Annotated in this window: 24 protein-coding genes and 1 pseudogene; 18 read left to right on the top strand and 7 right to left on the bottom strand. The window is 52.7% G+C overall.

The features are described 5' to 3' along the window. Positions 1-21: 21 nt before the first annotated feature. Entirely contained in the window at positions 22-351 is a 330-nt protein-coding gene (locus tag M0746_RS04005; RefSeq protein WP_258448276.1) for a hypothetical protein, read from the bottom strand. 113 nt (positions 352-464) lie between these two features. On the opposite strand from M0746_RS04005, the gene M0746_RS04000 reads away from it, so the two are divergent. The 5 genes from M0746_RS04000 (at position 465) to M0746_RS03980 (ending at position 5,139) form a co-directional block, all read left to right on the top strand. Then, positions 465-1,439 (top strand): hypothetical protein, encoded by a 975-nt coding sequence (locus M0746_RS04000; RefSeq protein WP_258448275.1) that lies wholly within the window; start codon positions 465-467, stop codon positions 1,437-1,439. A gap of 264 nt (positions 1,440-1,703) precedes the next feature. Continuing rightward, complete coding sequence (locus tag M0746_RS03995; RefSeq protein ID WP_258448274.1) at positions 1,704-2,660, top strand: TniB family NTP-binding protein; 957 nt, start codon at positions 1,704-1,706, stop codon at positions 2,658-2,660. Continuing rightward, complete coding sequence (locus tag M0746_RS03990) at positions 2,653-3,744, top strand: TniQ family protein (RefSeq protein WP_258448273.1); 1,092 nt, start codon at positions 2,653-2,655, stop codon at positions 3,742-3,744. Before M0746_RS03995 ends, M0746_RS03990 begins: the two co-directional genes overlap by 8 nt. A 355-nt stretch (positions 3,745-4,099) precedes the next feature. After that, positions 4,100-4,501, top strand: a complete 402-nt coding sequence (locus tag M0746_RS03985; RefSeq protein ID WP_258448272.1) for a hypothetical protein — start codon at positions 4,100-4,102, stop codon at positions 4,499-4,501. Beyond that, on the top strand, positions 4,501-5,139 hold the full coding sequence (locus M0746_RS03980) for a hypothetical protein (protein ID WP_258448271.1): 639 nt from the start codon (positions 4,501-4,503) through the stop codon (positions 5,137-5,139). Before M0746_RS03985 ends, M0746_RS03980 begins: the two co-directional genes overlap by 1 nt. Before the next feature lie 322 nt (positions 5,140-5,461). On the opposite strand, the gene M0746_RS03975 is transcribed toward M0746_RS03980, so the two are convergent. Both M0746_RS03975 and M0746_RS29130 read right to left on the bottom strand, forming a co-directional pair. Further along, the gene (locus tag M0746_RS03975) at positions 5,462-6,790 is read right to left on the bottom strand and encodes a DNA cytosine methyltransferase (protein WP_342454980.1); all 1,329 of its coding nucleotides are present in this window, start codon (positions 6,788-6,790) and stop codon (positions 5,462-5,464) included. Between the two features lie 50 nt (positions 6,791-6,840). After that, complete coding sequence (locus M0746_RS29130) at positions 6,841-7,077, bottom strand: hypothetical protein (protein WP_342454994.1); 237 nt, start codon at positions 7,075-7,077, stop codon at positions 6,841-6,843. Here M0746_RS29130 and M0746_RS03970 point away from each other — a divergent pair. From M0746_RS03970 to M0746_RS03935, 8 genes are all read left to right on the top strand, one after another. Further along, positions 7,046-7,546 (top strand): very short patch repair endonuclease, encoded by a 501-nt coding sequence (locus tag M0746_RS03970; RefSeq protein ID WP_342454956.1) that lies wholly within the window; start codon positions 7,046-7,048, stop codon positions 7,544-7,546. The two genes, M0746_RS29130 and M0746_RS03970, sit on opposite strands and share 32 nt — an antisense overlap. A 210-nt stretch (positions 7,547-7,756) precedes the next feature. Beyond that, positions 7,757-10,396, top strand: a complete 2,640-nt coding sequence (locus M0746_RS03965) for a Z1 domain-containing protein (RefSeq protein ID WP_258448269.1) — start codon at positions 7,757-7,759, stop codon at positions 10,394-10,396. Then, on the top strand, positions 10,377-11,387 hold the full coding sequence (locus M0746_RS03960) for a PD-(D/E)XK motif protein (protein ID WP_258448268.1): 1,011 nt from the start codon (positions 10,377-10,379) through the stop codon (positions 11,385-11,387). The genes M0746_RS03965 and M0746_RS03960 overlap by 20 nt, the downstream gene beginning before the upstream one ends. Positions 11,388-11,931: 544 nt before the next feature. After that, positions 11,932-12,966 carry a hypothetical protein gene (locus M0746_RS03955; RefSeq protein ID WP_258448267.1) on the top strand — a complete coding sequence of 345 codons (1,035 nt, stop codon included), beginning with the start codon at positions 11,932-11,934 and terminating at the stop codon, positions 12,964-12,966. Positions 12,967-12,997: 31 nt separating this feature from the next. Next, positions 12,998-13,240 carry a hypothetical protein gene (locus M0746_RS03950; protein WP_258448266.1) on the top strand — a complete coding sequence of 81 codons (243 nt, stop codon included), beginning with the start codon at positions 12,998-13,000 and terminating at the stop codon, positions 13,238-13,240. Continuing rightward, entirely contained in the window at positions 13,237-14,142 is a 906-nt protein-coding gene (locus M0746_RS03945) for a hypothetical protein (RefSeq protein ID WP_258448265.1), read from the top strand. The genes M0746_RS03950 and M0746_RS03945 overlap by 4 nt, the downstream gene beginning before the upstream one ends. After that, positions 14,142-14,933, top strand: a complete 792-nt coding sequence (locus M0746_RS03940) for a DUF6339 family protein (RefSeq protein ID WP_258448264.1) — start codon at positions 14,142-14,144, stop codon at positions 14,931-14,933. The genes M0746_RS03945 and M0746_RS03940 overlap by 1 nt, the downstream gene beginning before the upstream one ends. A gap of 521 nt (positions 14,934-15,454) precedes the next feature. Further along, on the top strand, positions 15,455-16,441 hold the full coding sequence (locus M0746_RS03935; protein ID WP_258448263.1) for a hypothetical protein: 987 nt from the start codon (positions 15,455-15,457) through the stop codon (positions 16,439-16,441). A 3-nt stretch (positions 16,442-16,444) separates the two neighbouring features. Here M0746_RS03935 and M0746_RS03930 read toward each other — a convergent pair whose 3' ends face one another. The 3 genes and pseudogenes from M0746_RS03930 to M0746_RS03920 all read right to left on the bottom strand — a co-directional run bounded on the left by M0746_RS03930 (position 16,445) and on the right by M0746_RS03920 (position 19,273). After that, positions 16,445-17,581: a hypothetical protein gene (locus tag M0746_RS03930; protein ID WP_258448262.1), complete on the bottom strand. Its 1,137-nt coding sequence runs from the start codon at positions 17,579-17,581 to the stop codon at positions 16,445-16,447. A gap of 81 nt (positions 17,582-17,662) precedes the next feature. Beyond that, a pseudogene (locus M0746_RS03925) lies at positions 17,663-18,381 on the bottom strand (DUF6933 domain-containing protein). 76 nt (positions 18,382-18,457) lie between these two features. Next, on the bottom strand, positions 18,458-19,273 hold the full coding sequence (locus tag M0746_RS03920) for a sulfite exporter TauE/SafE family protein (protein WP_258448261.1): 816 nt from the start codon (positions 19,271-19,273) through the stop codon (positions 18,458-18,460). A gap of 111 nt (positions 19,274-19,384) precedes the next feature. Here M0746_RS03920 and M0746_RS03915 point away from each other — a divergent pair, with 111 nt between their 5' ends. The 3 genes from M0746_RS03915 (at position 19,385) to M0746_RS03905 (ending at position 20,835) form a co-directional block, all read left to right on the top strand. Next, entirely contained in the window at positions 19,385-20,152 is a 768-nt protein-coding gene (locus tag M0746_RS03915) for an AraC family transcriptional regulator (protein WP_258448260.1), read from the top strand. A 93-nt stretch (positions 20,153-20,245) separates the two neighbouring features. Next, positions 20,246-20,563 (top strand): DUF3071 domain-containing protein, encoded by a 318-nt coding sequence (locus M0746_RS03910; protein ID WP_258448259.1) that lies wholly within the window; start codon positions 20,246-20,248, stop codon positions 20,561-20,563. Between the two features lie 14 nt (positions 20,564-20,577). Beyond that, positions 20,578-20,835, top strand: coding sequence for an XRE family transcriptional regulator (locus M0746_RS03905; protein ID WP_208940104.1), 258 nt, complete (start codon positions 20,578-20,580; stop codon positions 20,833-20,835). A gap of 39 nt (positions 20,836-20,874) precedes the next feature. Here the strand turns inward: M0746_RS03905 and M0746_RS03900 are convergent, their stop codons facing one another. After that, the gene (locus M0746_RS03900; protein ID WP_208940103.1) at positions 20,875-21,930 is read right to left on the bottom strand and encodes an MBL fold metallo-hydrolase; all 1,056 of its coding nucleotides are present in this window, start codon (positions 21,928-21,930) and stop codon (positions 20,875-20,877) included. Positions 21,931-22,142: 212 nt separating this feature from the next. Here M0746_RS03900 and M0746_RS03895 point away from each other — a divergent pair, with 212 nt between their 5' ends. After that, a complete protein-coding gene (locus M0746_RS03895; protein ID WP_258448258.1) occupies positions 22,143-22,751 on the top strand; it encodes a TetR/AcrR family transcriptional regulator in 609 nt (202 codons plus the stop codon). A gap of 452 nt (positions 22,752-23,203) precedes the next feature. Beyond that, entirely contained in the window at positions 23,204-24,523 is a 1,320-nt protein-coding gene (locus M0746_RS03890) for a methyl-accepting chemotaxis protein (RefSeq protein ID WP_258448257.1), read from the top strand. Positions 24,524-24,565: the final 42 nt, after the last annotated feature.

The following is a 24,565-nucleotide window of genomic DNA, read 5'->3' as shown; positions in this document are numbered from 1 at the left end:
CGGCAGAGAGCAAAACATCGCTTAGCCCTCCAGCCTTGGGAGGTTCAGCAGGTGATCAATCAACAGGTCAGCCAGTTTTACCTGAAAGCTGAACCGGCCTGTAAAACTGAAGTGATCGATGCCATTGTCCTGGAGCTGGGAGCCTTCAACGAAGGCAGACCCAGCCACGATCGCTTGAAGATCCCATCGGAATCGACCCTCAACCGTATCCTGCGAGAGCTCGACGCTTATGAAAGAGCGCTGGCTCAGCATGGCAGCAAATATGCCCAGAAACACCAGGGATGGACTCGCAAGCGGGATCGGCCTGGACGATTGTTCGAACTCGTCGAGGCCGACACGCAGCAGATGCACGTGATGGTAGTGGGCAGTGACGGAGAGGTCATTGGCCGCCCCTATCTGACGGTGTTCCTAGAGGTCTACACGCGGATGCCGTATGCCTGGTCTATCGGATTTAATCCCCCTCTTTGGACACGACCCTTCAGGCACTCAAGCGATCGTTATCCAGTGATAACACATACGCCGGTGTTGCCATCCGCTACGTTTTCGACAGCGGCGCCGAGTTCATCGCGCAGAATCTGCGTCGAATTATCGCCATGCTGGGCGGTGAGGTGTGCTATTGCGAGCCTGCTACCGGCAATCAGAAGCCTCACGTGGAAGCGTTCTTCGGAACTTGGTCGAAAGAAATCGCCCACGTGATGCGAGGCACGACTTTCTCGAACATCGGCGCACGGGGTGACTACAGCTCCGAAAAAAACGCTTGTATGACCATCGGCGACGTCAGAAACGCCTTCTCCCGCTGGGTGACGCAGGTGTACTGCGAACGCGTGCACAGCAGTCTGAACACGTCTCCCAATCGGGCTTGGGAAGCGGCGTACTCCGAGATGTTTCCGCCCCGGCGCTATTCACAGTCCGAATTACGCCAGCACTTTCTCAGTGCGTTCCAAGCCTCTCCCCAACAGGGGCGGCTGCGCTACAACTCCCTGTTTTGGACCGGGCCGGCGGTAGGGTATCTGGCCAACCGCGAGCCCAAAGCAGAAAAGCTCCTGGTCTACTACGACCCGAGTGACCTCGGTCTGGCCTGGGCCTGCCATCCCAGTTATCCCGACGAGGTGTTGGAGCTGCAAGCTGTAGAGCCTGACTACCAGCAAGGCTTGACCATGCATCTTCATCAACTGACGCTTAAACGTCTGAGGGCCGAGCGTAAAAGCTTCGACTCGCACAAGGCGCGCCGCGCCAGGGTGGCACTGCTGCATGAGCTAGCCCTAGTAAAGACGCCGGCCCAACGGCGTAAACACAGCCGAGCCGAAGAACAGGGCTCATTGCAGCCCAAGACCCGGCGCGCTGCCAGCGGCGGCAAGCAGCAGCCGCTGAAACCGCAGCCCACGGCCTACCGTTACCACGACAACACACCCGACGACTATTCGTCTGAGGAGATTTAAGGCCATGCACATGCCAATGTCGAGGCACTCGCCTGTGCCCTCTCAGACCCAGCTCGGTGCCAACCAGCGATCACGACCACTCGCAGAGCATTGCCCTGTCAGCCACACGGGCTGCGCCAATCTCCGTCTCTGTTAGCGAAAAGCGATGTAGCCGGCTGCCGGCAACACTTCTTGGAGTGAGCCACAGCCGGGCTACCTCCCCGTCGTCAGTGTCCCCAACGCCCTGATAATCCGTCAGTCCGCACGCACAAAAGGTCCACCATCATGGAACTCGAGCGTCAGCAAGTGCTTAAAGCGTTCAAAAGCAAAATTGTCTTCCATCCGCGCTACCGGCACGCATTCTCGCAAATCCAAAATGCGATCGAGAATACGGAGGCACTAGGTGAACCAGCGTGCGCCCTGCTTTGCGGCCCAAGCGGGACTGGGAAGTCCACGCTGTGTAATTACTTTCGCAAGCATTATGTCGCGGACGCAGAAACTCATCGTAAAGACGGCACTTACTCCAACCTCCCCGTCTTCTATTGCGAGGTCCCCTCACCGGCCACCGTCAAAGGCCTGATCACGAACATGTTGCGCATGCTGATTAACGCTACCCCCAGTGGTACCGTTGAGAAGCTAACCCATCAACTCATCACGTGTCTTAAAACATCTCAGGTAAGGGTGATTTTTCTCGACGAAATTCAACGCCTCTGCATCACCACCGTGGCCGAGAAGGTACGACTGGACTCCCTGCAATGGATTGTTTCGCTGCTCAACGGCTCCGGAATTCCGGTGATCCTTTCAGGCACCTGCCTGTGCCGTAACATTCGCCGCGAAGACGAAGCCTTTGAAAACAGATATCCATACTTCGCCGAGCTTTCAAACTTCCGCTATGAAACGGGAGATAACTCCGACTACTACGCGACGTTGAAACATCTGGATAGGGCGATGTATCAAGTGGCTCCGCTCGAAAGAGGTGTCCACCTTAATGATCCAACGATCGCGGCTCCTCTGTTTGTGGGTACCAGAGGCAATCTAAAACGCATGCGCTTGGTCATCAACGATGCGCTGAAGACGTGCCTGTACCGCAATGAGAAGCTCGAGTTGAGGATGGATGATTTCATTACGGCTTGCCAGTACGCAGACATGCCGAAAAACTTGTCAGACGGAAATCCCTTCGGACTGTCTTATGACGACGCGTTGAAACTCATTTCGGATTGTGAGGAGACGGAGGGTGAGTAAAATACTGTTCCTGCCTGCCCCGCTTCCCGAAGAAAGTCCTACCAGCGTGCTGAGACGCATGGCGATCCGACATGGTTGTACAGTCAGGACTGATCTTAAGGACCTCTTTGGAGAAGCCAACTTCTACAGGCCGATACTCGTCCGCACGCACCCCATTATCCAAGCCATTGCGACGCAATCCAGCTGGAATGTGGAACGGTTTCTGAGCGGGTTCTACGAGCCGGTGGGGCCGTTACCAATCGCGCCGCCATTGAGAATCGGCGGGCAGGTGGTCAAGGCCGAGATGGTGCGAAAAAACCGATCTGCCTTCTGCTCTGAGTGCTGGGCAACTGGCCGGGAATATTTCATTAAGGACCTGAGACTTGCAGTCTATTGTCCTTATCACTTACGCCAATATTTGGATAAATGTCCTCGTTGTGGTACTGATCTGAGTTGGTGCAGCCTATTATCCGGCAGGTGCCGATGCAAAAAACTGCCAACGTCACCGGCCTGCACACCTGAAGATGCGGACATTGAATGTCAGCTTTTGAACTTATTCAGACAGGGAGACAGCGTGCGGTTCAGCAGGTTTGACGAATATCTGAAACTGCTGGACTTTTTAAAGAAAGATCAACACGAATGCAGCGCAGTAAGAACCTTAATCACGATAGCATTTGCCTTACTGAACATGGATCGGAAGGCAATCTTGTGCAATCTGGAAAAGCTGCACGTACTTTACCCCGACATACCCAAACGAATTATCTGTGCCAAACTTTCTCTGGTCCCGGCGGAGGAGTATCAGGACTGTGTAAAAATTTTTCTACTACAAAACACCACTCCTATTCAACAACGAAACCTTACAACAAAACCTTTGTCAGCCTTTTACCTAACTGGTCGCCAAATCTGTGCCTGGCAAAACTTGAACAACCACCAATGGAAAACAGCTCGCAAAACATTCAATATTCTCCCGACAACGGGCCATTACCACTTGGAGGAAGTGCAAACAATGGCTGCACACATACTTCAACTAAAGCTTAATAAAGGTTTCACCCAAAAGAAAACTATCTCGGGCATAAAGCTAGGAGAATTGAAAAAAATCTACTGATAAGTGTGAAAGTTCTAAGGGACGCTATCAACGAAAAGCTTCTGCACCCAATTAGCTGGCAGCAAAATGGCTGCTTATTCGATCCTACTGATATAGAAAATTTCTCTCAGCATTATATTTCCGTGCGGAAGCTGTCGGCCAACACCCAAATCCCGGTACGCAAAATACGCAGCGCGCTTCGACACTTAGAATTACACAGTTCCGAATTTAGAAGTCAAAGAGCGTGTTTACATGTGATGAATATTGAAACAAGCAAAGCAGTGATTGAGTGGTGCACCCCTCATCCTAAAAAATATCAGAAGCGGGACGCATCTTGGTTCGGGCTTCCAAAACATGACCCAAGTCAGGCCGGCATTTGGCTGAATTCATCGGCTGCAGCAAAATTCCTGGGGTCGGGCCGCCACAGATCGGTTGTTTTGTAGCGGCCGGGCTGGTAGCCGCTTCGGTTGGCGGATCCAAAAACAATGCTTACCTCATTGAGGAGACGGCGCTGATCGAATTCAAACTTAACTACATAAGCGTCACCGAAGCGGCAAAACTATTGGGCTTGACGCTACACTCCGCCAGTACCGTCCTCAAACAAGCGGGCATCGCTCCCGTCACGGGGCCCGGAGTAGATAGAAATTCTTCTTACCATTTTTTACGTTCTCAAGTACTTGCATCAATGCGCCCTATTGATAAAGCTTCTGAAGCTGGTGATTCAGGCATTACTAACTGTGACGCAAGTCGCCAGTTACACCTTCCCCCGCAACGATAGTGAAACTGATCAATGCCAAAGCATTGGAGCTTGTAGACCCAAAGGATCGCTTCAAAAAATCGCTAAAGAAGCGAAGCGTGGATGAATTTTATGACCATTACGCAACAGAGTTGACCGTCGCCAAGTTTTTGAACGTTCCAATCAAATGCGTAGTGCGAGCATTATCTAGGTTCGGAATAAATCCATTATCGGAAGTGGCAAGCAAATCGTCTAAGACCCAAATCTACAGGATAGACGACGTCGCCGCAGTTTTTTCCCTACCCTGTCGCCCCAACTCAATTGGTTATAAGGCAGGAAAAACTCTGCTTTTAGAAAAAATCTCGATTGTGAGAAAGAGACACCAGCTTTCAGCAGTACCATTCTTCCGACTCTTCATAGCGTCCGGATTTGTTGACGCGATTGGAAATTACGGACCAATTTACCTGTTAGAAAGTGATATCCTCAGAGTTTCACAGATAATGGAAAAGTACTGCATCATCTCGCAAGCCAACAAATACCTGGGGCATCCTAACCTTGCACACAACCTCATCCGGACAAAAAAAATAGATGTAACCCACCCGCTACTGCCCTATACAAACTACCCTATGGTTAAAAGAGTAGCTTTGTACGATTACGCGTTAAAAAATCATCTTATCTAAATTTTGCCCTCCCTCTACCAACACACTCGTTCGGCCAACACTGATACGATCAGCTACTAGTCCGGTTAGTAATAGCTGACTGGCATAACCGCTGTCAGCTTATTTTGCCAGAAACAAGCAAAAGCCAGCTTATTTTCACACCTTCTACCTAGTGATTTTGACAAATGTCATCAAAATCAAAGCTACTATGTCAAGGAGAAATGAAAAATGGGGCTCGCTCGGCATGATTTGACGATTGCGGTTTAAGTCGGCGAATCGAGAAAGCAAAAAGCCCCGATCTGATCGGGGCTTTTTTATGCATGAACAATTACTTTTTAATGTGTCATCGGTGTTTTTTACACACAATCCCATATACCACAGAGGCTATCTTACTAGCCAGCAACGGTGGCACAGCATTTCCAACCTGATGAAACTGATTAGTTCGATTACCCTGAAAAAAATAATTATCAGGGAATGTCTGAAGTCTAGCTGCCTCTCTCACCGTCAGACTACGGCACTGTTTTGGATCATAGTGAATAAAGTAGTGACCATCCTTGGAAATATGACTGGTAATTGTGGTCGATGGAAGCTGTTCAAGCTGAACCCTAAAGCGATCACTAAACTTACCGCTTTCCCAGTTTTTGTGGGCAGGTGCAAGCCCCGAAAGAGTGAATTGATGATGCCCTTTTGGAGACGTCTTGTAAGCACGAGCATACACACTGGCGAACATGTAGCGACGTAGATCCGAAGGCATATGCCCTCTCGCATCATGATTCAGCCAATAATCCAAGTTTTCATCGCGATACCATCGGTCCAAGCCCTCATCCTTCGTTTTTCCATCTCCCTTACGGCGGAGCACGCGAAGGGCCCCGACCTCTAGAGACGCAGAAAGAAGAGCCTCGCGCGCAATCTTCATTTCTGAGCTAAGCTTTGGCTCGATTCTACTGTCGACCTCAGAAATGAGACTATCTAGGTGGTTAGCTACTTCGTTATACCAAGCCTCACCATTATCTACTTGCTTGGTCAGGCGACTCCGCAACTTAGGCAAGTCATCCAGAACCTGTTTTGTATTCACACGATCAATGACCTTCGGAATACTTTCATATTCTTCAATACATCCTTGATCATCCAAGGCGATACCCAGAAGGATTACCCGATGCCTAGCCTGAGGAATTCCATATTCCTCTGATTTGATAATGAAGCCTCTAGGATCTACCTTGCTAACGTCCTCACCTGGACCGAAGGAGTGCCCCGTTACAAGAGAGCAAATTCGATATTTGGTGCCGGGAGTTGAATCCCCCAGAGCCTTATTGGGGTCAGTCAGATCCTGCAGAATTTGCGTAAAGATACTCTCGCCGGCGATCTTGGAAGATAGAATTCCTTTAACGTTTTCCATCACGAAAACAGCTGGTTTTCTTTCCTTGATGATTCGCAAATATTCTTTATACAAAAAATGGCGATGGTCATTTTCAGCACTGTAATCAGCCTTACCTTGGTTGCGGGACCGCCCAACAATTGAATAGGCTTGGCACGGTGGCCCACCTATCAAAACCCAAGGCCGGTCTTCGAGCCGTCTGTCTAAAATGCTATCAAGCTCTGCATCACCTTCTTCGGAACCCAAAGTGATGCATCTAGCTTCTTCTTCAGCCTCAAGCCACTGAGACTCACTCAAATCGCTATACGGCTTCTGACTGTTACCATTACAAAAGCTGTAATAGTCGCTCAGCCGGTCAGGATTTTTTTCTTGAGCAGTCTATAAAAGGCTCTCAACTTGAGCGTTTCGCGAGCAATAGGGTTCATTTCGGCCGAAACTAGAATCTCAAACCGGGAGCCACCTCCCGACGAGGCAAACCCCTCGCCGAGACCTCCAGGGCCAGCGAAGAGATCGACAATTTGAATTGGCTTCGAAAGCTCAGTATCACATTCGATGGCGGTGTCTCGGCCTAACGGCAAATTCATCTGGGGCTCATTCATGGACATAGTCAGTAAAGAAGTCAGGTCTCGGATGATGGCAGGCATTCGCGGCAGTAATACATCTCCCGAATTGAAGGTACGGAAGCTGCTGCATCGGCATGGCTTCAGGTATCGACTGCACCCTCGAGAGCTTCCTGGTCGGCCAGACGTGGTGCTTCCACGTTACAAGCTCTGCATTTTCATTCAAGGCTGCTTCTGGCACAGACATCAAGGTTGTAGATATGCCACAACTCCTCGGACGCGAGAAGATTTCTGGCGATTGAAATTCGACCAAAACGTGAAACGAGACGTCAGAAACAGAGCCGAACTGCTCGAGAAGGATTGGCGTGTTTTCGAGCTTTGGGAGTGTGGCATCCGCGGGCCCGAAGCAGAAATGAATTGGCTTCTGAAAGCCGTGCCGGATTGTAATCAAAAATATCTCTCTTGGCCCAACTTTACTGTGCCAGAAAACTAGGGCCTAGGGACCAGTCGCCGAGCCCGCTATTTCGCCCTTGGCCTGTCTATCAGCCTCTAGCTACTGACTATGCAAAATATGATGGGACATTGAGCAAGAAACTGGCAAAGTAATGCCACACATTGCACGTGGTCTGGACGCTGATGGAAACACCAAGCTCAGCAAGTCAGAGGCGACATTTTCTATGGATAGCAAGTAAGGACTGCTTCGATGACAAATCCACAGGTTGAAACCTTCGCTCGTCAGATTCGCGAGAAGCTCCCCACCCACGACTCTCCCCAGCAGGCAGCTGAGGCTCTGAAAAAGGATCTCACCAGTATTGGTTTTTCCTTTACATCTGAGATGGACCTGAATCTTGTCATTGCGCTTGAGCAAGTGATCGCGTCGTTGGAGGACGTAGAGATTTTACGTCGCAGCTCTCTCATCAAGAAAAGGGATCCTTGGTATAAGGGGCCTAACTCAAGGGATGTTCATTGGCCAGCGCTGAAGGGCTACCTCACAAACAGCAAGGGGTGGGATGAAAACACGATTGCATCTATCGATGAGAGCTCCTCAGAAGTAGTATCGCTACTTGCAAATCCAAATAACGAAGGGTTTCGCCATCGTGGTTTGGTTGTAGGCTACGTCCAGTCCGGCAAGACAGCAAACATGACCGCTGTTATCGCCAAAGCGGTGGACGCAGGATATAACTTGATCGTGTTACTGGGTGGTGTAACAAACAAGTTACGTGCTCAGACCCAACGACGCATAGAGAATGACATAGTAAATCGCCACCGCCATTTTTGGCAGTTGTACACCACAGAGCAGAATGACGGGGATTACACGTATCCCGCGAACGGCTCGTTTACGATGCCGGTTCCTGGGCGAGCTCAGCTAGTTGTGATGAAAAAAATCACTTCACGACTCGAGACGTTCCGCAAGACGATTATTGACGACAAGGGCAAACCAAAGACCCCCTTGGCAATTCTTAGACAGCTCAAGGTACTTCTGATTGACGACGAGTGCGATCAAGCGTCGGTTAACTCGTCTAACAATGATTACGATATGACGCGGATCAATGCCGAAATCCGCAAAATCATAAGAGCACTTCCCGCTGTATCTTATGTAGGTTATACGGCTACACCATTCGCTAACGTTTTTATTGATCCGTACCCACTGAATCCAAACGACCTAGACGATCTCTATCCGGAGGACTTCATTACCACGCTGCCTCGTACCGATGGTTATTTTGGCGCAAGGGAAGTATTCGGATACGCCCCCGCCAACCCAGATGGTCCTGAGTCTCCCGAAGAAGCTGGCAGAAACATGATTCGCCATGTGCCGGATGAAAAACTCAACTTGCTGCAACCGGCCCGCACCAGTGAGAAGGACTCGTTCTACCCGCAGATGACAGAGGAACTGCAAAAGGCAGTGCTCTGGTTCCTTCTCAGTTGTGCAATTCGAAGGGCGCGCGGACAACAAGATCAGCACATGACTATGCTGGTTCATACATCTCCTTACATCATCCAGCATGAAAGGATGGCGAAGCTCATCGAGAACTGGATCAAAGAAAACCTTGATGAATTGACCAGCGATTCTGGTGAGCTTCAAAACACCCTAGAGCATGTATTTAATGAGGAGACGATACAAGTCCCGCTGGAATATGACGGTATCAACTCCTTGGCCGATCTGCGCCCTCATCTCAAGAAAACCTTAGCCGTATTAGAATACGCTATTGAGAACGGTGAAAGCTTTGAAAGACTGGATTACACCCAAGAGCCCAAAACTTACATAGTGGTAGGGGGGACAGTGCTGGCTCGAGGGCTGACACTTGAAGGCCTATCTGTATCATTCTTCTTACGCACCTCTATGCAGTACGACACTCTACTTCAGATGGGCCGTTGGTTCGGATATAGAAAGGGATACGAGGATTTGCCACGTCTCTGGACAACCGCAGAACTCGCCTCCAACTTCCGTGCACTAGCGCGTATTGAAGAAGAGATTCGCGACGACATTAGTAATTACCGAAAACATGGCGTCACTCCCAAGGAATTCGCCGTTCGGGTTCGTGCTATCCCAGGCATGGCAATTACTGCGGCGTCCAAGATGCGGCATGCCTATCGCAGCAATATTAGCTTCGAGGGTCGACATGTGCAGACTATTCGTTTTGATCACCAGAGCGTTACAAAAGTAACTAGTAATTGGGAGGCCGCGGTTCAATTCGTTGATGAAGTTGCTACTAAATATTCTTTCCAAACTCAGACCGGCGCTAAGCGCCACCTTGCAAAAAATGTAAAGCTCCAAGAAGTGCGTAGGTTTTTGGTAGCTTATGACATATGTGAGCACCATATGGATCTGAAGAAGGATCTTCTTCTTGGCTACATTGACCAAGCTGCAGATAGCCTACAAGAGTGGAACGTCGGCATCATCACCCCGACCGGAGACCAAACGGCTGAAAATCCTCTTGGTATGCTTGGCTATGTGAATGCTGCTTGTCGTTCGCAGTTGAAGGATAACGAAAGAGGATATGCTGACATCAAAGCATTAATGTCCAAAAGCGACATTCTTATCGATGCCACGGACATTGAGAAAGTTACAAACAAAGGCACTTGGGCAGATATAAAAAATGGACGCCCGCAAGTCCCGCTCCTCTTACTGTACGTGATCGACGGTAATTCAAAGGCACAGTCGACATCTCGTAGGGACTTGGATGCAGTTGGAGATCTGATCGGTCTTGGTATAGTTTTTCCTGGGGCGCCGGATCAAGCGGGCGACTATTTCTCAGTGGAGTTGGACGCCCCTGTACCTGAGCAAATTGCGTCGGAAGAAGAATTGCTCGCGGAAGCTCTCGATGGTGCAGTTGATGACTAAAAGAGCGATCGAGCGTTGGAAACGACTCACGGCGACCGGTTCTGGTGACGGGATAGTTGAAGTTCCTAGTATCGATTCGGGTATCGCGACGGGCTTCGGCACGGCGCGATACGCGATAGGGGCACAGGGACAGCCTCGACTTCTGGTGCCAATCGGTGGACATGCCACCGCAAGTGAACTGACCTCAACGTCAAAGCTCCTAGTAACAACTTCGAGCTATAAGGTATCCAACAAGGGTACGTTATTTATCGACATCATGTGCTTGGACCGAGGTCTAGATCTGGTGTTTGCTGAACTGGCAGAAGACATTCTTCGCCGGATCAAGGAGGGATTCTCCCCGATCAAGGCAGTAATTGCGTCTATCGATGATTTCCGGGAACTGCTTAGAGAAAAGGCTAGTGAAGAAATCCTCGAAAGTAAAATTCTGGGGCTAGTAGGCGAGCTTGAAATGATGCGGCGTCTGGTCACTCTCAATCAGACAGCAGCAGAAACATGGACGGGACCTTTTGAACTCCGTCATGATTTTCGCCAAGGCATCCATGCTCTCGAGGTGAAGACATCTGGGCGATCCGATACAACACGAGTGTTCATTCATGGTATTGACCAACTAGACCCGCCAGTAGGAGGAACACTTCACCTTGCACATGTTCGTCTGGAGCGGGCCGAAAACGGTCAACTTTCGATAGGATCGGTCTTTGACAGTCTGCTGAAATCCGGGGCTGACAGAAAAACGCTCGAAAAGGGATTAGAAGCCCTAGGATGCTTGAATCCATATGGAAAAGAGTGGAATCGTCTCTCCTTTTGCTTAGAAGGAATTAAGATCTACAGTGTTTCCGAGGGCTTTCCAAGAATTACTGGCTCCAGTTTCGCTGACGGCCTCTTGCCAGCAGGCGTCTTGGCCTTGGAGTACCAAATCGACCTGAACCATGCGAAGGACTTCGAACTTCCGACGGACAATTACAAAATTGCACTTGAAAGGATTGCGGGATGAACCGGCTAGAGCTTTTTAGCGAGCCCTTTTCGAAGACAGGAAACATCGCAGCAGACGGCTTCAGACGGCTGCTGGGCTGCCCTGCTCTCAGGATCTGTTGCAGACTGTGCTTCGTGAATCTATACAGAACAGCATCGACGCTGCCTTGCCGGGATTGGGCCCCTCGTTGACGATTAGGCTCCGTACACTGACATCTGAACAGTGCACAACATTAAGGGATTTTGTACTGACAGACCTCCCGCCAAATGATCACACCCGGACTGAGATAGAAGCTTCAATTGGGACGGTCGGCCTCAAAGTGCTGGAGATCTGTGACTTCCATTCAACCGGACTCAGCGGGCCAACGTCGGGAGATGTCGCTTCGGATGGACGAGACGCGCTCAATTTCGTGAACTTTCTACGCAACGTTGGAGTTGCTCGTGATACATATCACGGAGGGGGTACCTACGGTTACGGCAAAACATCTCTGTATGCAATGAGTGCGTGCTCGACGATCTTCGTAGATAGCCAAACATCTTGCGAAGGTGAACCTGTACGGAGATTCATGGGCTGCCACTTGGGTTCGGCGTACGATTCCGACACAGCAGATAACAAGCGCAGAAGATTTACGGGAAGGCATTGGTGGGGCATCAGCGATGGCGAAGAAGGCATCGATCCGTTGATTGGTACCCACGCTGCCGAACTGGCAGCCTCTTTGGGGATGCCTGAACGAAATCTAAACAATACGGGTACCTCAATTCTTATCCTCGACCCTTATATTGAAGAGGGAGAAGGCGTCAGGTCGATCGACCATTACATTCAAGAAACGATTCTGTGGAACTTCTGGCCAAGGCTAACGGCGTCAACTCCGGAAGATAAAAAGCTCACCATTCGGATAGAAATCGAGAAGCACGAAGTACCATTACCAGTGCCGGAATATTTCCCTCCGTTTGATCTCTTCGCGTCAGCCATGAAAGCTTATAGAGATAATTCTGCTGATGTCCAGATTATTAGAAGTGAGCGTCCTAAAAAGGATTTGGGCAGGCTGATTATCAAAAAGGGGCTTTGCGCGGATCGCCTGGGCTTGGCGCTGGATCAACACTCGGGGATACCTGAACAAGCCTGCCACATCGCCTTGATGCGACCAGTAGAGCTGGTTGTGAAATATATCGAGGGTACTCCCTTTGCTGACTCACGCTTTGAGTGGGCTGGAGTATTTATATGTTCGGATGAGGATGATGTGGAATCTGCATTTGCAATGTCCGAGCCACCGGCTCATGACGATTGGATTCCTGACAATCTTCCTGATCGTAATGCGAAAACATTTGTCCGGGTAGCTCTCAAGAGGATCGAACAAACCGCCAGCAATTTCGCAGCTCCAATCATTTCAGTCGCAAGCGGTACCAAGGACCGCGGTCCTTCGCTGGCTGGAACTGCAAGCCGTCTGGGACGCTTACTTGATTCAGTTTCGGGAAAAGGTCCGGGAAAAGCTAGGCCTAGCCCCCGCCCACCGCACGTAAAGCAGGAACTTGCAATTTCACCAGCGCGGTTTATACGTCTCGAAATCGACAATCAAAATCGACGTTGCGCTTTTTTTTGAAGCAGACCTGCAGAACGATGGGGCAAATCCCATGCTTGAAGTATCTGCTGAGTCTCATCTGGTTGCGGACGGTGCCGTCGCTGATGGCGAAGATTTACCAACTGGATTTGAAACCCAAGTGATTGGGATGTCGTTTAATGTCATCGAGGATTTCACTCTTGGGCCAATCATAAAGGTAGGTGCTAAGAGCGGCACCATCAGCATCTCGGTTCTGAGCCCGCCAGAAGCAGCCGTAGGTGTCCGACTTCGCTTTATGGATGAGGGTAGAAAATGAGCCGAATAGCCCTCCCATTCCTCACCCTTTCCGATGAGCTGGTCAACTTCAGCGGATGGATGATTGGACCTCCGGGTGAACCTTTATCCCCGGCATCCGATATCTTGGAAAACTGGGATTATGAACAAGACATTCAAGTCAATGTTCATATCGATCTAGATTTCAATGAGGCAGCGAATTTACTGGGAATAGATGCCGCCGATCTAAACTTGGCGGTGGTGCTTTCAGCAGGTACTGGTACCGGTAGCTTACCTAGGCGAGTAGATCGCTTGGCGACCGCAATTATAGATATCAAGGAACAAGCGGCTACGCTCGAAGCAATTATCCCAGGACGCACCCTTTCAGGGCAGCTTCAACTCAGCCTCAGGATAGTTCTTGAAGCCCCAGTTGACTCCGGTAGCCCATTATCTCCGAAGCTGCGCGGCGCACGCCTCTGGCAGTATCATAAAAATATTCTTATTGAAGACGGTGGCGACTCTAGGTTCCCTATTGAGCTTGCCAGCTTTTCCGAGAGTTTTAAGGCTAGGCCAGAGCAATACGCTCCCTGGCTTGTAGACTGGTGCCCGACAACCTTGGACGCAGACTTCAGTGGCAACGTGAGGCTGTATGTCAACTCTGATATCGAATGCGTGTGCACAAGATTCGTCCAAGGTGATGCGCTTACGCTCCAAGCAATGGTGGCTGATGTCTTGACACAGCTTATTGAAACCGCCCTAGGCGCTGAGAATGAAGGCGAACTTGATCGGTACGAGGAAGGTTCGATAGGTTATCAGGCGAGAGCATGGATGGAGATGTCATTTCCCGGACAAAATCTGGAGAAAATCCGACAAATGCGCAACTTCGCACCTGGAAAATTCAAGGCGTTGATACTCGCGACAGCAGACTTCAGAGAGGGTAATTGATGCGTGTACCACTTTTGCCCCGTTTGAAAGCTCACGGTGTCGCCACAATTCTTGAGAAACTTAAGAGTGAGATCCCGTCCCCCAAAGACAGTATCGATCAGCTGAAGGAATACTCAGCTCTGAAAACTAGCGCGCCTAGTGGTGGAACAAGAGCTGATACAGTGGCTATTGAAATAGCAGCCGAGCTTAGGAGAATTGCTCAGAGAGCGGGTTTCCCCGCTTCCAACAACCAAGCGGCTCGAGCACAGTTCGACCAAGACGCAGCTCTTTATCTTGGCCAGTTAAAGGAATTGCAAACAGGTGAAGCATTGCGTGATGACGTATGGGCGTTCATTACGACGGTTTTGGCCCCAGATATAGTCGCATGGCGTTTCACGGATAAGAACCGCGATCGAACTGCACGGTTTGCAGGAGGGGTCCGCAACTCGTTTCAACGGCTTTGGGTGCGAGGTACGATTCTAGACAGAGGCGAGAATCATGCGCATCGCTGGGAATTAATAAAGCAACTAACAGAGGATGCAATGGTTCAGATTTTCGAGCGTGCATCCATAGGCGGAAATCCTCCTTTAGCCATAGCGATCGCCGAGGGCTGGCTAAACACTGCAGGTAAGATCGGTCGAGGCCCAATGGAAGGCATAATGCGTTCTGCCACTAAAATCCTTCGAGTAAAGAATCAGATTATTGATCTTGGTTATCTAACTCCCCAAGAGCTAAAGGACTTAGTCTTAGATACGTTCGAAACTGCGACACACATGTTTATTAAAACTGTCGACCCTAAGAGTAGAACCTGAAATTTGCGGTATTCGCGCTAAGTGAAGCGCGACCTATTCGTTGATTGATGCTTTCTTCAAAGCGACCTGCTGCTCCCTCTTACCTAAACGCCTTGGTTGGTCGAAACTGATCGAATTCCCCGAAAAGCATCTGATTAAGATGCTTCAGGTCTACGTAATTTCGTAAGCGTCCGGCGAAGTCACCCACCCTATCCGTGCGATAAGGGCAATGTTCTCCACTTAAAAATACGTGGACACCATCGCCCTTATCTTCAGGATTGCCATGCGCCAAAGAATTTCTAATCCCGATTTTTGTTCTCCAGATGCTTGAGGCTGCTCCGCAGCCCAGCGGTAGCAAACGCCCTCGCCACAGGGTGATGCGTTGTCTGCAATGGCGGTGTAACGATTGAAATCTGGTTAATGCCTGGAATCGCCAGTAGGCTGGCTCCCGTCGAATCCGCATCATCCTGAAAACAATCAGTGCAACCCGCGCCGCCTCCCGCTATTAATACCCCTCCCCACTCAAGGATCCGAGCCCCACCATGAAATTCGATCTCGCCTACTGCCTCAGCCTCGACGACAAGTTGTCGATCTATGACGTTCGCGATCTCAATTTCGATGAGACGGTGGCGTTTGATTCTGCGAAGGAACACTTCCAGTGCCCGAACGATGCCTGTCGTTCGGCGTTCGCGGCCACCAACGAGTTGGGCACGTTCAATGCCAAGAACGTCAATTACGTGCGCACGCCGCACTTCAAGAATCTGCCCACTACGCAGCATGTGGCGGGTTGTCCGTATGTGAGTTTGAAGGCTTCAGCGTCTGGCGTTGAGACGGCGGATGGTGAGGCGGATGACGGGCGTGAGGAACACTTTCCGTCGGAGTTGTTGCTGACGCGGCGTGAGTATGTGCGCAAGCCTGCTGCGCCTTCGGGGGCGGTGGATGTGTTGCGGGATGATCCGGTGCGGGCGGCGGCGGACAGTGGTAAGGAGTCAGCGGGGCGTGAGTCGGCGCCGGACAAGACCAGTGTGTTTGCGCATCCGGTGGAGTGTTTTGTTTCGAACTTCGCTGACAGGGAGTTGCTCAAGCGAATGCCGTTGAAGATTGGCGAGCATTCGGCGCCGTACAGTTCGTTCTTCAAGAAGATTGAATATCTGACGGACAACAAGGGGCTGATTTACTGGGGGCGGATCAAGAAGATCGAGGACTTCCACAGTGCCAGTTTTCGTATCGATTTCGAGGACAAGGTCTGGTTCAAGAAGCCCGAGGACAGTAAGAAGAAGCCGTACCCGGTCAGCGTTTATCTGAACAAGAAGCTGATCGACAACTACCGCAAGCGTAAGGCGTTTCTGGAAGAGATCAAGCACGCGGTGGACAGCGACAAGGCGTTGTTCTGTTTCTTCTATGGGGTGACGCCGGAGTTGAAGCAGGTGCCTGGCAAGAAGAACCCCGATAAGCCTTTCGAGGTCTTCAATGCCAATATCGAGAACCTGGATCACTTCATCATTCGTGAAGCGCCGGGTCTGGAGTGACGGTTAGCCTTTGGGTAGTTGCAGTTTGGCTTCGCCACGGTGTTGGTTGACTAGCGAGTACGGCAGCACTGGCCAATCGGGGTTGTCGCAGTTGCGCTGGTATCGGGCGAAGTAAGCGCCGAGGTAAATCCCCTTCGGCGTGAAGTGCCAGTTGGAGTAACCCCACACACTTTCATCGGTGTAGTCGCAGTCGCCATCGTCTTCGGCAGGCTTTTTCATTTCGTCGGGGTACAACGTGGTGAACTGCTTGACCAGCCACGGCGCCATGACTTTCAGTTGATCGTATTCGGTGGCTGCGCTATCGGGCTCACCAATCCACAGCACGTCTTTTAGCTTCAACAATTCACCGGTGTGCGCATTCAGGTTGATCGGCGAACTGCCGAAGTCCGGGTGGGCGCCGCCGCAGCTGTAGCCGGTGGAAATTTCCAGACTGACCACATCGGCTGAGAGAAACTGCGGGGCAGCACCTTGATCGAACTCGGCGTATTCCCCGCCATCCATCATGCAGCGGTGATAGTCGATGACTTCAGTCCAGAGTCGTCCGAGCAAGTGGTTGTTGATGCGCTGCTGCTCTTCTTTCGGGTAGCCAGACTCGACGCTGAACAGCGAGATCTTCGACTCAGGCTCTGTCCACCATTGCAGGTCGTAGCCCATGAAGTTTTCTTTCTTTTCCGGCTTGAGCTTGAGCCCCTGTAAGCGCAAATACTCGTAGGGATCGTCCTTTGGCAACGTGGCAATAAAGGGCAGCGTTGTGGCGGCTGGCGCAGGAAGTCGGGCTTCGGTCAGTTGCACCGGAAACTTCTTGCCCTTGGGATTTCGCCATTCGCCCTGCCAACCATTGGCGGTGGATTTCAACGTCAACGTTGGAAGCGGTTTGTCTTCACTGTAACGGTTGTTGCCTTCGACGAGGCTTAGCGTGTTGTCCTGCAGCGAGCCGCTGAGTGCCAGGTCACGGTGGTACTTCTCGTAGAAATAACGACCGGTCACTTCGTCGTGTTGTGCAGTGTTGAGCTCAACCACGATCGGTGATTTGCCCAACGTGCCGGTGAAGACACGCGGGCCTTCTTCGGCATGCGCGACGGAAACCAATAAGAACAGCACAGCAGCGCATGGCGCCAGGCGCTTCAGTCCTTTGAACATGGATCAATCCTTGAAAAAGTCGGAGATAGCGTCGACGGGGCCGACGCTGAAAAATACGCTGCGGATTATGGCGAGAGTCGATCAACTATTCGAGTTTTCTCGTTCGTACTCTTTAAGCCAGGCTTCGTGCTCAAGGGCTGTGAGTTCTCGAGCCACTTGTTGGCGTCGTTCCTTGGCTGCATGAAGCTGGAGATCATCAAGAAAGCAGTAATGACGCAGCCAGTGGAGTGTCATTTCTTCATCCGGGAGGAAGTAAGACTTGGCGCCCTTGCTATTCCTGGGCGTGTCATTCATTTGCGCATCGAACACCATCGCTGCGGTTTCATCCGGTGGCAAAGATCCGGTATGGGCGACCTTGTCCTGGAACATCCATGCAATTTCATCAATGTGTTTTTGCGCGCTGCGATGGCTGCGTCGATAGAACCGTTGGTGTTCACAGGTCTGTAGCAGACGCGCCGCCTCAATTCCGGGTCAAGCCAAGGTCCGAGTTCATGAAGGTGTGCGTTGATCATCAATCCATGGACCCAGCGATCAATAAACCGCGCAACGAAGTCTTCGGTATTGGCCTTTTTCAGATCGGCCAGAATCAGGCAATAACGGGTTTTGACGTGAATGACCAGCAGCACGTGCTTGCGTTGCACCGTTATGGCGTGGACCAGCCACTGCTCGTCAGCACCGTTCAACTCATGATCTTCAATGATTGAGGACGGCGGATTAGCGTCCACCGGCGTAATCTTTTTGCCTTTGTGAACACGGCTGAAAAACTTGCTGGCGGCTTCGGTGCAATTAAAGATCAACATCCTGGTTCTCTGGTCGTTGCTGGAGACAGCGTTCAGTTATCGATTTTGGATTCTTGCGCTGTAGTCTGGCAATGGTTCATTTCACCGAGATAAACAGCAGCACGATAATCAGCAATCCAATATAAACCCACGCATGCACCCGATCCGGAATCCGCCCGATCCACGGTGTGGCCAACCTGATCCCCAACAACGACCCCACCGTCAGCACTGCAAAAGCCAGCAAATCCACATACCCGACAAACCAAGCGCCCAGATCCGTCCCGCTGAATCCGGCCAGCGCCATGTACGTCAACGTCCCGGCCACTGCCACCGGCACGCTTAGCGGATTGGCCATCGAGGTCGCTTGCGACATGCTCAGCCCGCAGCGGCGCAACAGCGGCACGGTCATGACGCTTCCTCCTACACCGAGAAAGGTCGCGATGGCGCCGATGCCTACGCCGCCGGTTGAAGTTTCTGTACGGCTGAGTCGGCGTGGGATGACACCTTCGGTGTGGAGAAGAAATCCGCGTCTGAGCAGGCAGTCAATAATGGTCACGCCGAGATAGGCGATGAATGCATAGCGAATCACTTCGCCGCTGACCCACACCGCCGCTATTGCACCTACGACCGCACCCACTGCGATAAACCCACCCAACGGCCACAGGTAATGGCGGATGAGATTGCCGGCGCGGCGGTGTTGGTTGGTGGCGATCAGGGCGTTGACGATCATCACGCAGGTCGAAGTGGCGACGGCAATGTGCATGGCTGATTGGCTGATTGGGTCGTCGGCGCCGTGGCTGGCGGTGAGCAGGCGATACAGCAGCGGCACAATGACGAAGCCGCCGCCAAAGCCGAACAGCACGGCGCTGATGCCGGTCAGGCAGCCGAAGAGAGTCAACAGTAGATAGAACATGTCGAGGCGTCCGTGGTGGGAAAGCGCTCGACGATAGAGTTTCGCCGCTTGGCCCGCTTCAGCATGTCGGTCAATAATGTTTGCGTTTACGCCAACCACCGGAAGTCGCACATGCGCAATGTTTCGATCAACCAACTGGACGACACGCCGCGCAAAGTGGTGGCGCTCGGTACGGATTATTCCCACGGTCACCTACTGCCTTTTCATACACATCGGCGCGCGCAGTTGCTGTACGGCGCGACTGGCGTGATGCAGGTACGCACCCATGACGGCAATTGGGTGGTGCCGCCGCAGCGGGCGGTATGGATTCCGCCGGGAGTGGCACATGAAGTGTTGATGCTCGGGGTCAGCACGCGCAGTTTATATATCGAGCCCGGTACGGTGGACCTGGGCTCGCGCTGCCAAGTGATCAGCGTGTCGCCGTTGATGCGTCATCTGTTGATGGAGGCGGTGGCAGCGCCGCTGATTTACGACCAGGCAGGACGTGACGGTGCACTGTTTGACTTGTTGTTGCATGAGCTGACACGCAGCGAGGTGCTGCCCCTACATATCCCTATGCCAGCCGAAGGAAAGCTCCTCAGTCTGTGTCAGACCTTTCTGAACAAGCCCAACGCACACCAATCCCCGCAGTATTGGGCCGAGCACATACACATAAGCTTACGCACCTTTAACAGATTGTTTCGGCAGCAGACCGGGCTCAGCTTTCGTCAATGGCGGCAGCAGGCCTGCGTAGTGCTGGCGCTGGCGCGACTGGCCGAGGGCGAGGCGGTCACGCGCATTGCGCTGGACTTCGGTTACGAAAGCCCGGCGGCATTCTCGACGATGTTCCGGCGCGTGCTCGGTCAGGCACCGTCCGTCTGGTTGGAGGCGGCGAAGTAGGGCAAATCTAAAAATGCGTTTGATCCCGGCCGAAAACAACTGTACAAAAACACAGTACATTTTCAATCAGCACTTTTGAGCCCGGAGCACACCATGGCCTCTCTTGCGATGAACCACATTCTCGAACGCATTGCCCTTTTCCAGTTCACCCCGACGCACTGCGTCCAGGCCCGAGCGATGCTGGGCTGGAGCGTGGAACAACTATCGCGCGAGGCGCTGGTGCCGGTTGAAGACATTCAACGGTTCGAGGCGCAGCAAGAGGTGGCGGACGCAGCGCGGCTGGCGCTGGCTTATCGGTTTGAGGCGCTGGGGTTGGTGTTTTTTCCGGGATTCAGGCCGGGGCGTAGTGTGAAGGTTCAGGGTATGACAGCGGAATCGGTGGGGCTTGGGGATTTAGCGATGGTTGAATAAGGAGCAGGTTAAGGATGGATATCGAAAAGAGTACGGGCAACGTTTACGAAGATTTGGCATTAGAGGGTGCCGAGGAAATGCTGACCAAATCGGAATATGCGACAAGGTTGGCCGCGTTCATCAAGACTGCCAACCTGAGGGAATCAGAGGCGGCGCAAAGAATTGGCATAACCTCGGAAGTACTGCGGCAGATTTGTCGTGGGAAATTCAGGGAGTTGTCAGTCGCTACGATGGCGGAGTATCACAGGCGAGTACTGGAGAGCAGTATTTGATTCCTCCGGTTCGCCACGAGGCGAACCGGGTGAACATTGTCATGCATTCTGCGCCACCACCTCACCCTCCCCTTCAACCGCCAGCCACCACGCACTGCCGCGTTGCGGTTGAGCGATGTTGAACGCTTCGCCCATCTGCGGGGTGGTGATCGCGACGCTGCGTTCCCAGGCCAGGGCGAGGATGCGGTCGAAAGGTTCGTGCCAGGCGTGCATCGCCAGGTCGAAGGTGCCGTTGTGGATCGGGAAGAGCCAGCGGCCCTTTAGGTCGATGTGCGCTTGCAGGGTTTCTTCTGGCTGCATGTGCACGTGTGGCCATTCGACGTTGTAGGCGCCGGTTTCCATCAGGGTCAGGTCGAACGGCCCGTACTGTTCGCCGATGCGTTTGAAGCCGTCGAAGTAACCGCTGTCGCCGCTGAAGAAGATGCGGGTGTCACCGTCGATCATGACCCAGGATGCCCACAGTGTGCTGTTACCGTCGAACAGTCCTCGACCGGAGAAGTGCTGGGACGGCGTGGCGATGAAGCGAATACCGGCGATTTCCGCGCCCTGCCACCAATCGTACTGGCGGACTTTGCTGGCCTCGATGCCCCATTTGATCAGGGTATCGCCGACGCCCAACGGCGTGAGGAACAGGTTGGTTTTCGCCGCCAGTCTGAGCACGGCGGCGTAATCGAGGTGGTCGTAGTGGTTATGCGACAGGATCACGGCTTCGATCGGCGGCAACTGGTCGATGCTGATCGGCGGCTGGTGGAAGCGTTTCGGGCCGGCCCACTGCACCGGTGAGGCGCGCTCGGCGAAGACCGGGTCAGTGATCCAGAATTTGTCGCGCATTTTCAGCAGCAAGGTCGAGTGACCGAGGCGATAAACGCTGTGATTCGGTGCAGCCAACAGATCTTCACGGGTCAGCGGTTGCACGGGGATTGCGGCGCTGGGCCGCGTAGTGCGCGGTTTGTGAAAGATCATGTTCCACATGATTCGCAGCATTTTGCGCAGGCCTTCACGCTGCACGGGTGCGTGATTGCGGAACAGGCCTTGATCCTGGCGCGAGGCTTCAGGCTTGGAAGTGTTATCCGTGAGCGAAACTGGATTGGCCATGACTGAATGACTCCGGAACGCCGCGTATTACACGGTTTTCCAACGGTGGGACGGTTGATGGCCAAGCTGCACGCAAAGGCCGAACTGTCGGTTTTGTAAGCGGCGAGGATTAACGCAACATTACACTGACGGGTGTAGTTTCTAGGTTGCATCAAAGCTGCCGCCAAGTAAACTGCCAAGTGTAATTTCCTCTTTTTTGCCTAAGCGACCTTATGACAGCTCCCCAGCGCCTCACCGAGCGTAAACGCGCAGCCATTATTCAGGCGGCGATTGCCGAATTCCGTGCACACGGGTTCGAAATCACCAGCATGGACAAAATCGCCGCGTCCGCTGGCGTATCGAAGCGCACGGTGTACAACCACTTCCCCAGCAAGGAAGAGTTGTTCGCGGAGATCCTCAATCAGTTGTGGGCTCGCATCAGCGCCGAGCAATCCGTCGCTTACCGCAGTGATCTGCCATTGCGCGAGCAGTTATGGCCGCTGCTCCAGGCCAAAGTGCAAATGATGGCCGATGAAAACTTTCTGACGCTGGCACGTGTGGCGATCGCGGCAACCATCCACTCGCCCGAGCGCGCGCAGAACATGATCGAGCGCATGGGCGAGCGCGAAGAAGCACTGACCGTGTGGATTCGGGCGGCGCAGGCCGATGGTCGTGTAAAACCGGTCGACCCGGAATTTGCTGCGCATCAGGTCCAGGGACTGCTGAAGGCTTTTGGTTTTTGGCCGCAAATATCCATGGGCCGCGCCGCGCTGGATGCCGAGACGCAGCACACCGTGGCCGAATCAGCGCTGGAGATGTTTCTGGCGCGCTATCAGGTCTGACCCCCTACCGGACTAACGCGGCCGACGAACGGATGGCCGCCTGAATAATCCTGCAACGTATTTCAGGAACAATCTTGCGCAGATTGTTCCGGTTCCAGTGCGCCAAAGTATCGGTGCAAACCGCTTCGCATGTTGTACAAGAATGCCGGTAACGCTCCGGATCATGCCGACAACATGCTTATAATCCCGCCACGCAAGGCTTGCAGCCATTCAAGATGCCACTCGGCAAATTACTGACCGATCGGTCGACCCTCCCTAAAACTTATACAAAATTATAAAAAAGTACCTTCCCCTTGTACAAGTTTGTGATTTTTTGTATAAGTAGCACTCTGCCAGCTAAGGAACGCTGGCATTGAGCAGTCACCGCCGAATGCCGCCCCGCGCATTCGGTCTGCCGGCGCGGTAATAGGGACTGAATCCTTGATCTTCCCAATTTCCAGAGTACTGCGAGCATGTTCTTCAATCGCCAAAAATCCATTATTGACGACCTTCAGCGCACCCTCACTGAACAATCCGGCCTGCTCGACGCGATCAATCGTTCGATGGCGGTGATCGAGTTCGATCTTGAGGGCGTGGTGATGCGCGCCAACGACAACTTTCTCAAGACCATGGGCTTCACGGCTGAACAAGCCGTCGGCCAGCCGCATCGGCGTTTCTGTACGCCGGAATTCGGCCGCAGCGCGCAATACACCGAACTGTGGTCGCGCCTGAAGGATGGCCAGTTTCAGTCCGGCACGTTTGAGCGGATCAACAGCCAGGGCCAGCCGATCTGGCTCGAAGCCAGCTACAACCCGATCAAGGATGCTGCGGGACGCGTGGTGAAAGTGGTCAAGTACGCCATGGACGTGACCGCCAAGGTGCAGCAGGAAAGCGAAGCCAACGCCAAGCTTCAAGCCATTGACCGGGCGATGGCCGTGATCGAGTTCGACCTCGAGGGCAATGTCCTCACTGCCAACCAGAATTTTCTGACGCGCATGGGTTACACGCTGGCCGAGTTGAAAGGTAAACATCACCGGTTGTTCTGCACTTCGGAGTTGGTCAACAGCGGTGCGTATCAGGATTTCTGGCGTCGCTTGAATCAGGGTGAGCTTTTTCACGGCTTGTTTGAACGCGTCGATAAACGCGGGCAAACGGTTTGGCTCGAAGCCAACTACAACCCGGTCTACGATGCTGCCGGACGCTTGTGCAAAGTGGTCAAATTCGCCTCCGACGTCACCGCCCGCGTGGTCCAGCATGAGCAGGATGCACGCAGCGCCAGCGCGGCTTATCACATCTCGGTGGCGACCCGTAAAGTCGCCGAGCAAGGCACGCAGGTGATCCAGCAAGCCGCCAGCGAAATGCGCGAGATCGCCGAAGACATCGCCCAGTCTTCAACCTTGATTGCGCAACTGGGCGAACGCTCCGAACAGATCACCGCCATCGTCAACACAATCCGCGCGATTGCCGACCAGACCAACCTGCTGGCGCTCAACGCCGCCATCGAAGCCGCTCGCGCCGGTGAACAGGGCCGTGGTTTTGCCGTGGTTGCCGACGAGGTGCGACTGTTGGCCGGCCGTACCAGCGGTTCGACCGCAGAAATTTCCAACATGATCGGCCTGATCCAGAGCGAAACCCGCCAGGCCATCAAGAGCATGGAAGGCACCCGTGGCCGCGCGGCGGAAGGGGTCGAACTGGCCAATCAGGCGGGCACGGTGATATTGCAGATTCGCGACGGCGCCAGTGAAGCGGTGGAGGCGGTGAGCATGTTTGCCAATGAGCGGGCACCGGGGTGATCAGGACTGACATGAGCTCGTGACTGGATCGCACTTGCGGCT

Source organism: Pseudomonas sp. S11P7 (genome assembly GCF_023195435.1).
Classification (GTDB): Bacteria; Pseudomonadota; Gammaproteobacteria; order Pseudomonadales; family Pseudomonadaceae; genus Aquipseudomonas; species Aquipseudomonas fluorescens_G.
Note: the sequence above shows the minus strand (reverse complement) of the source record. Positions and strands in the feature narration are given on the sequence as shown.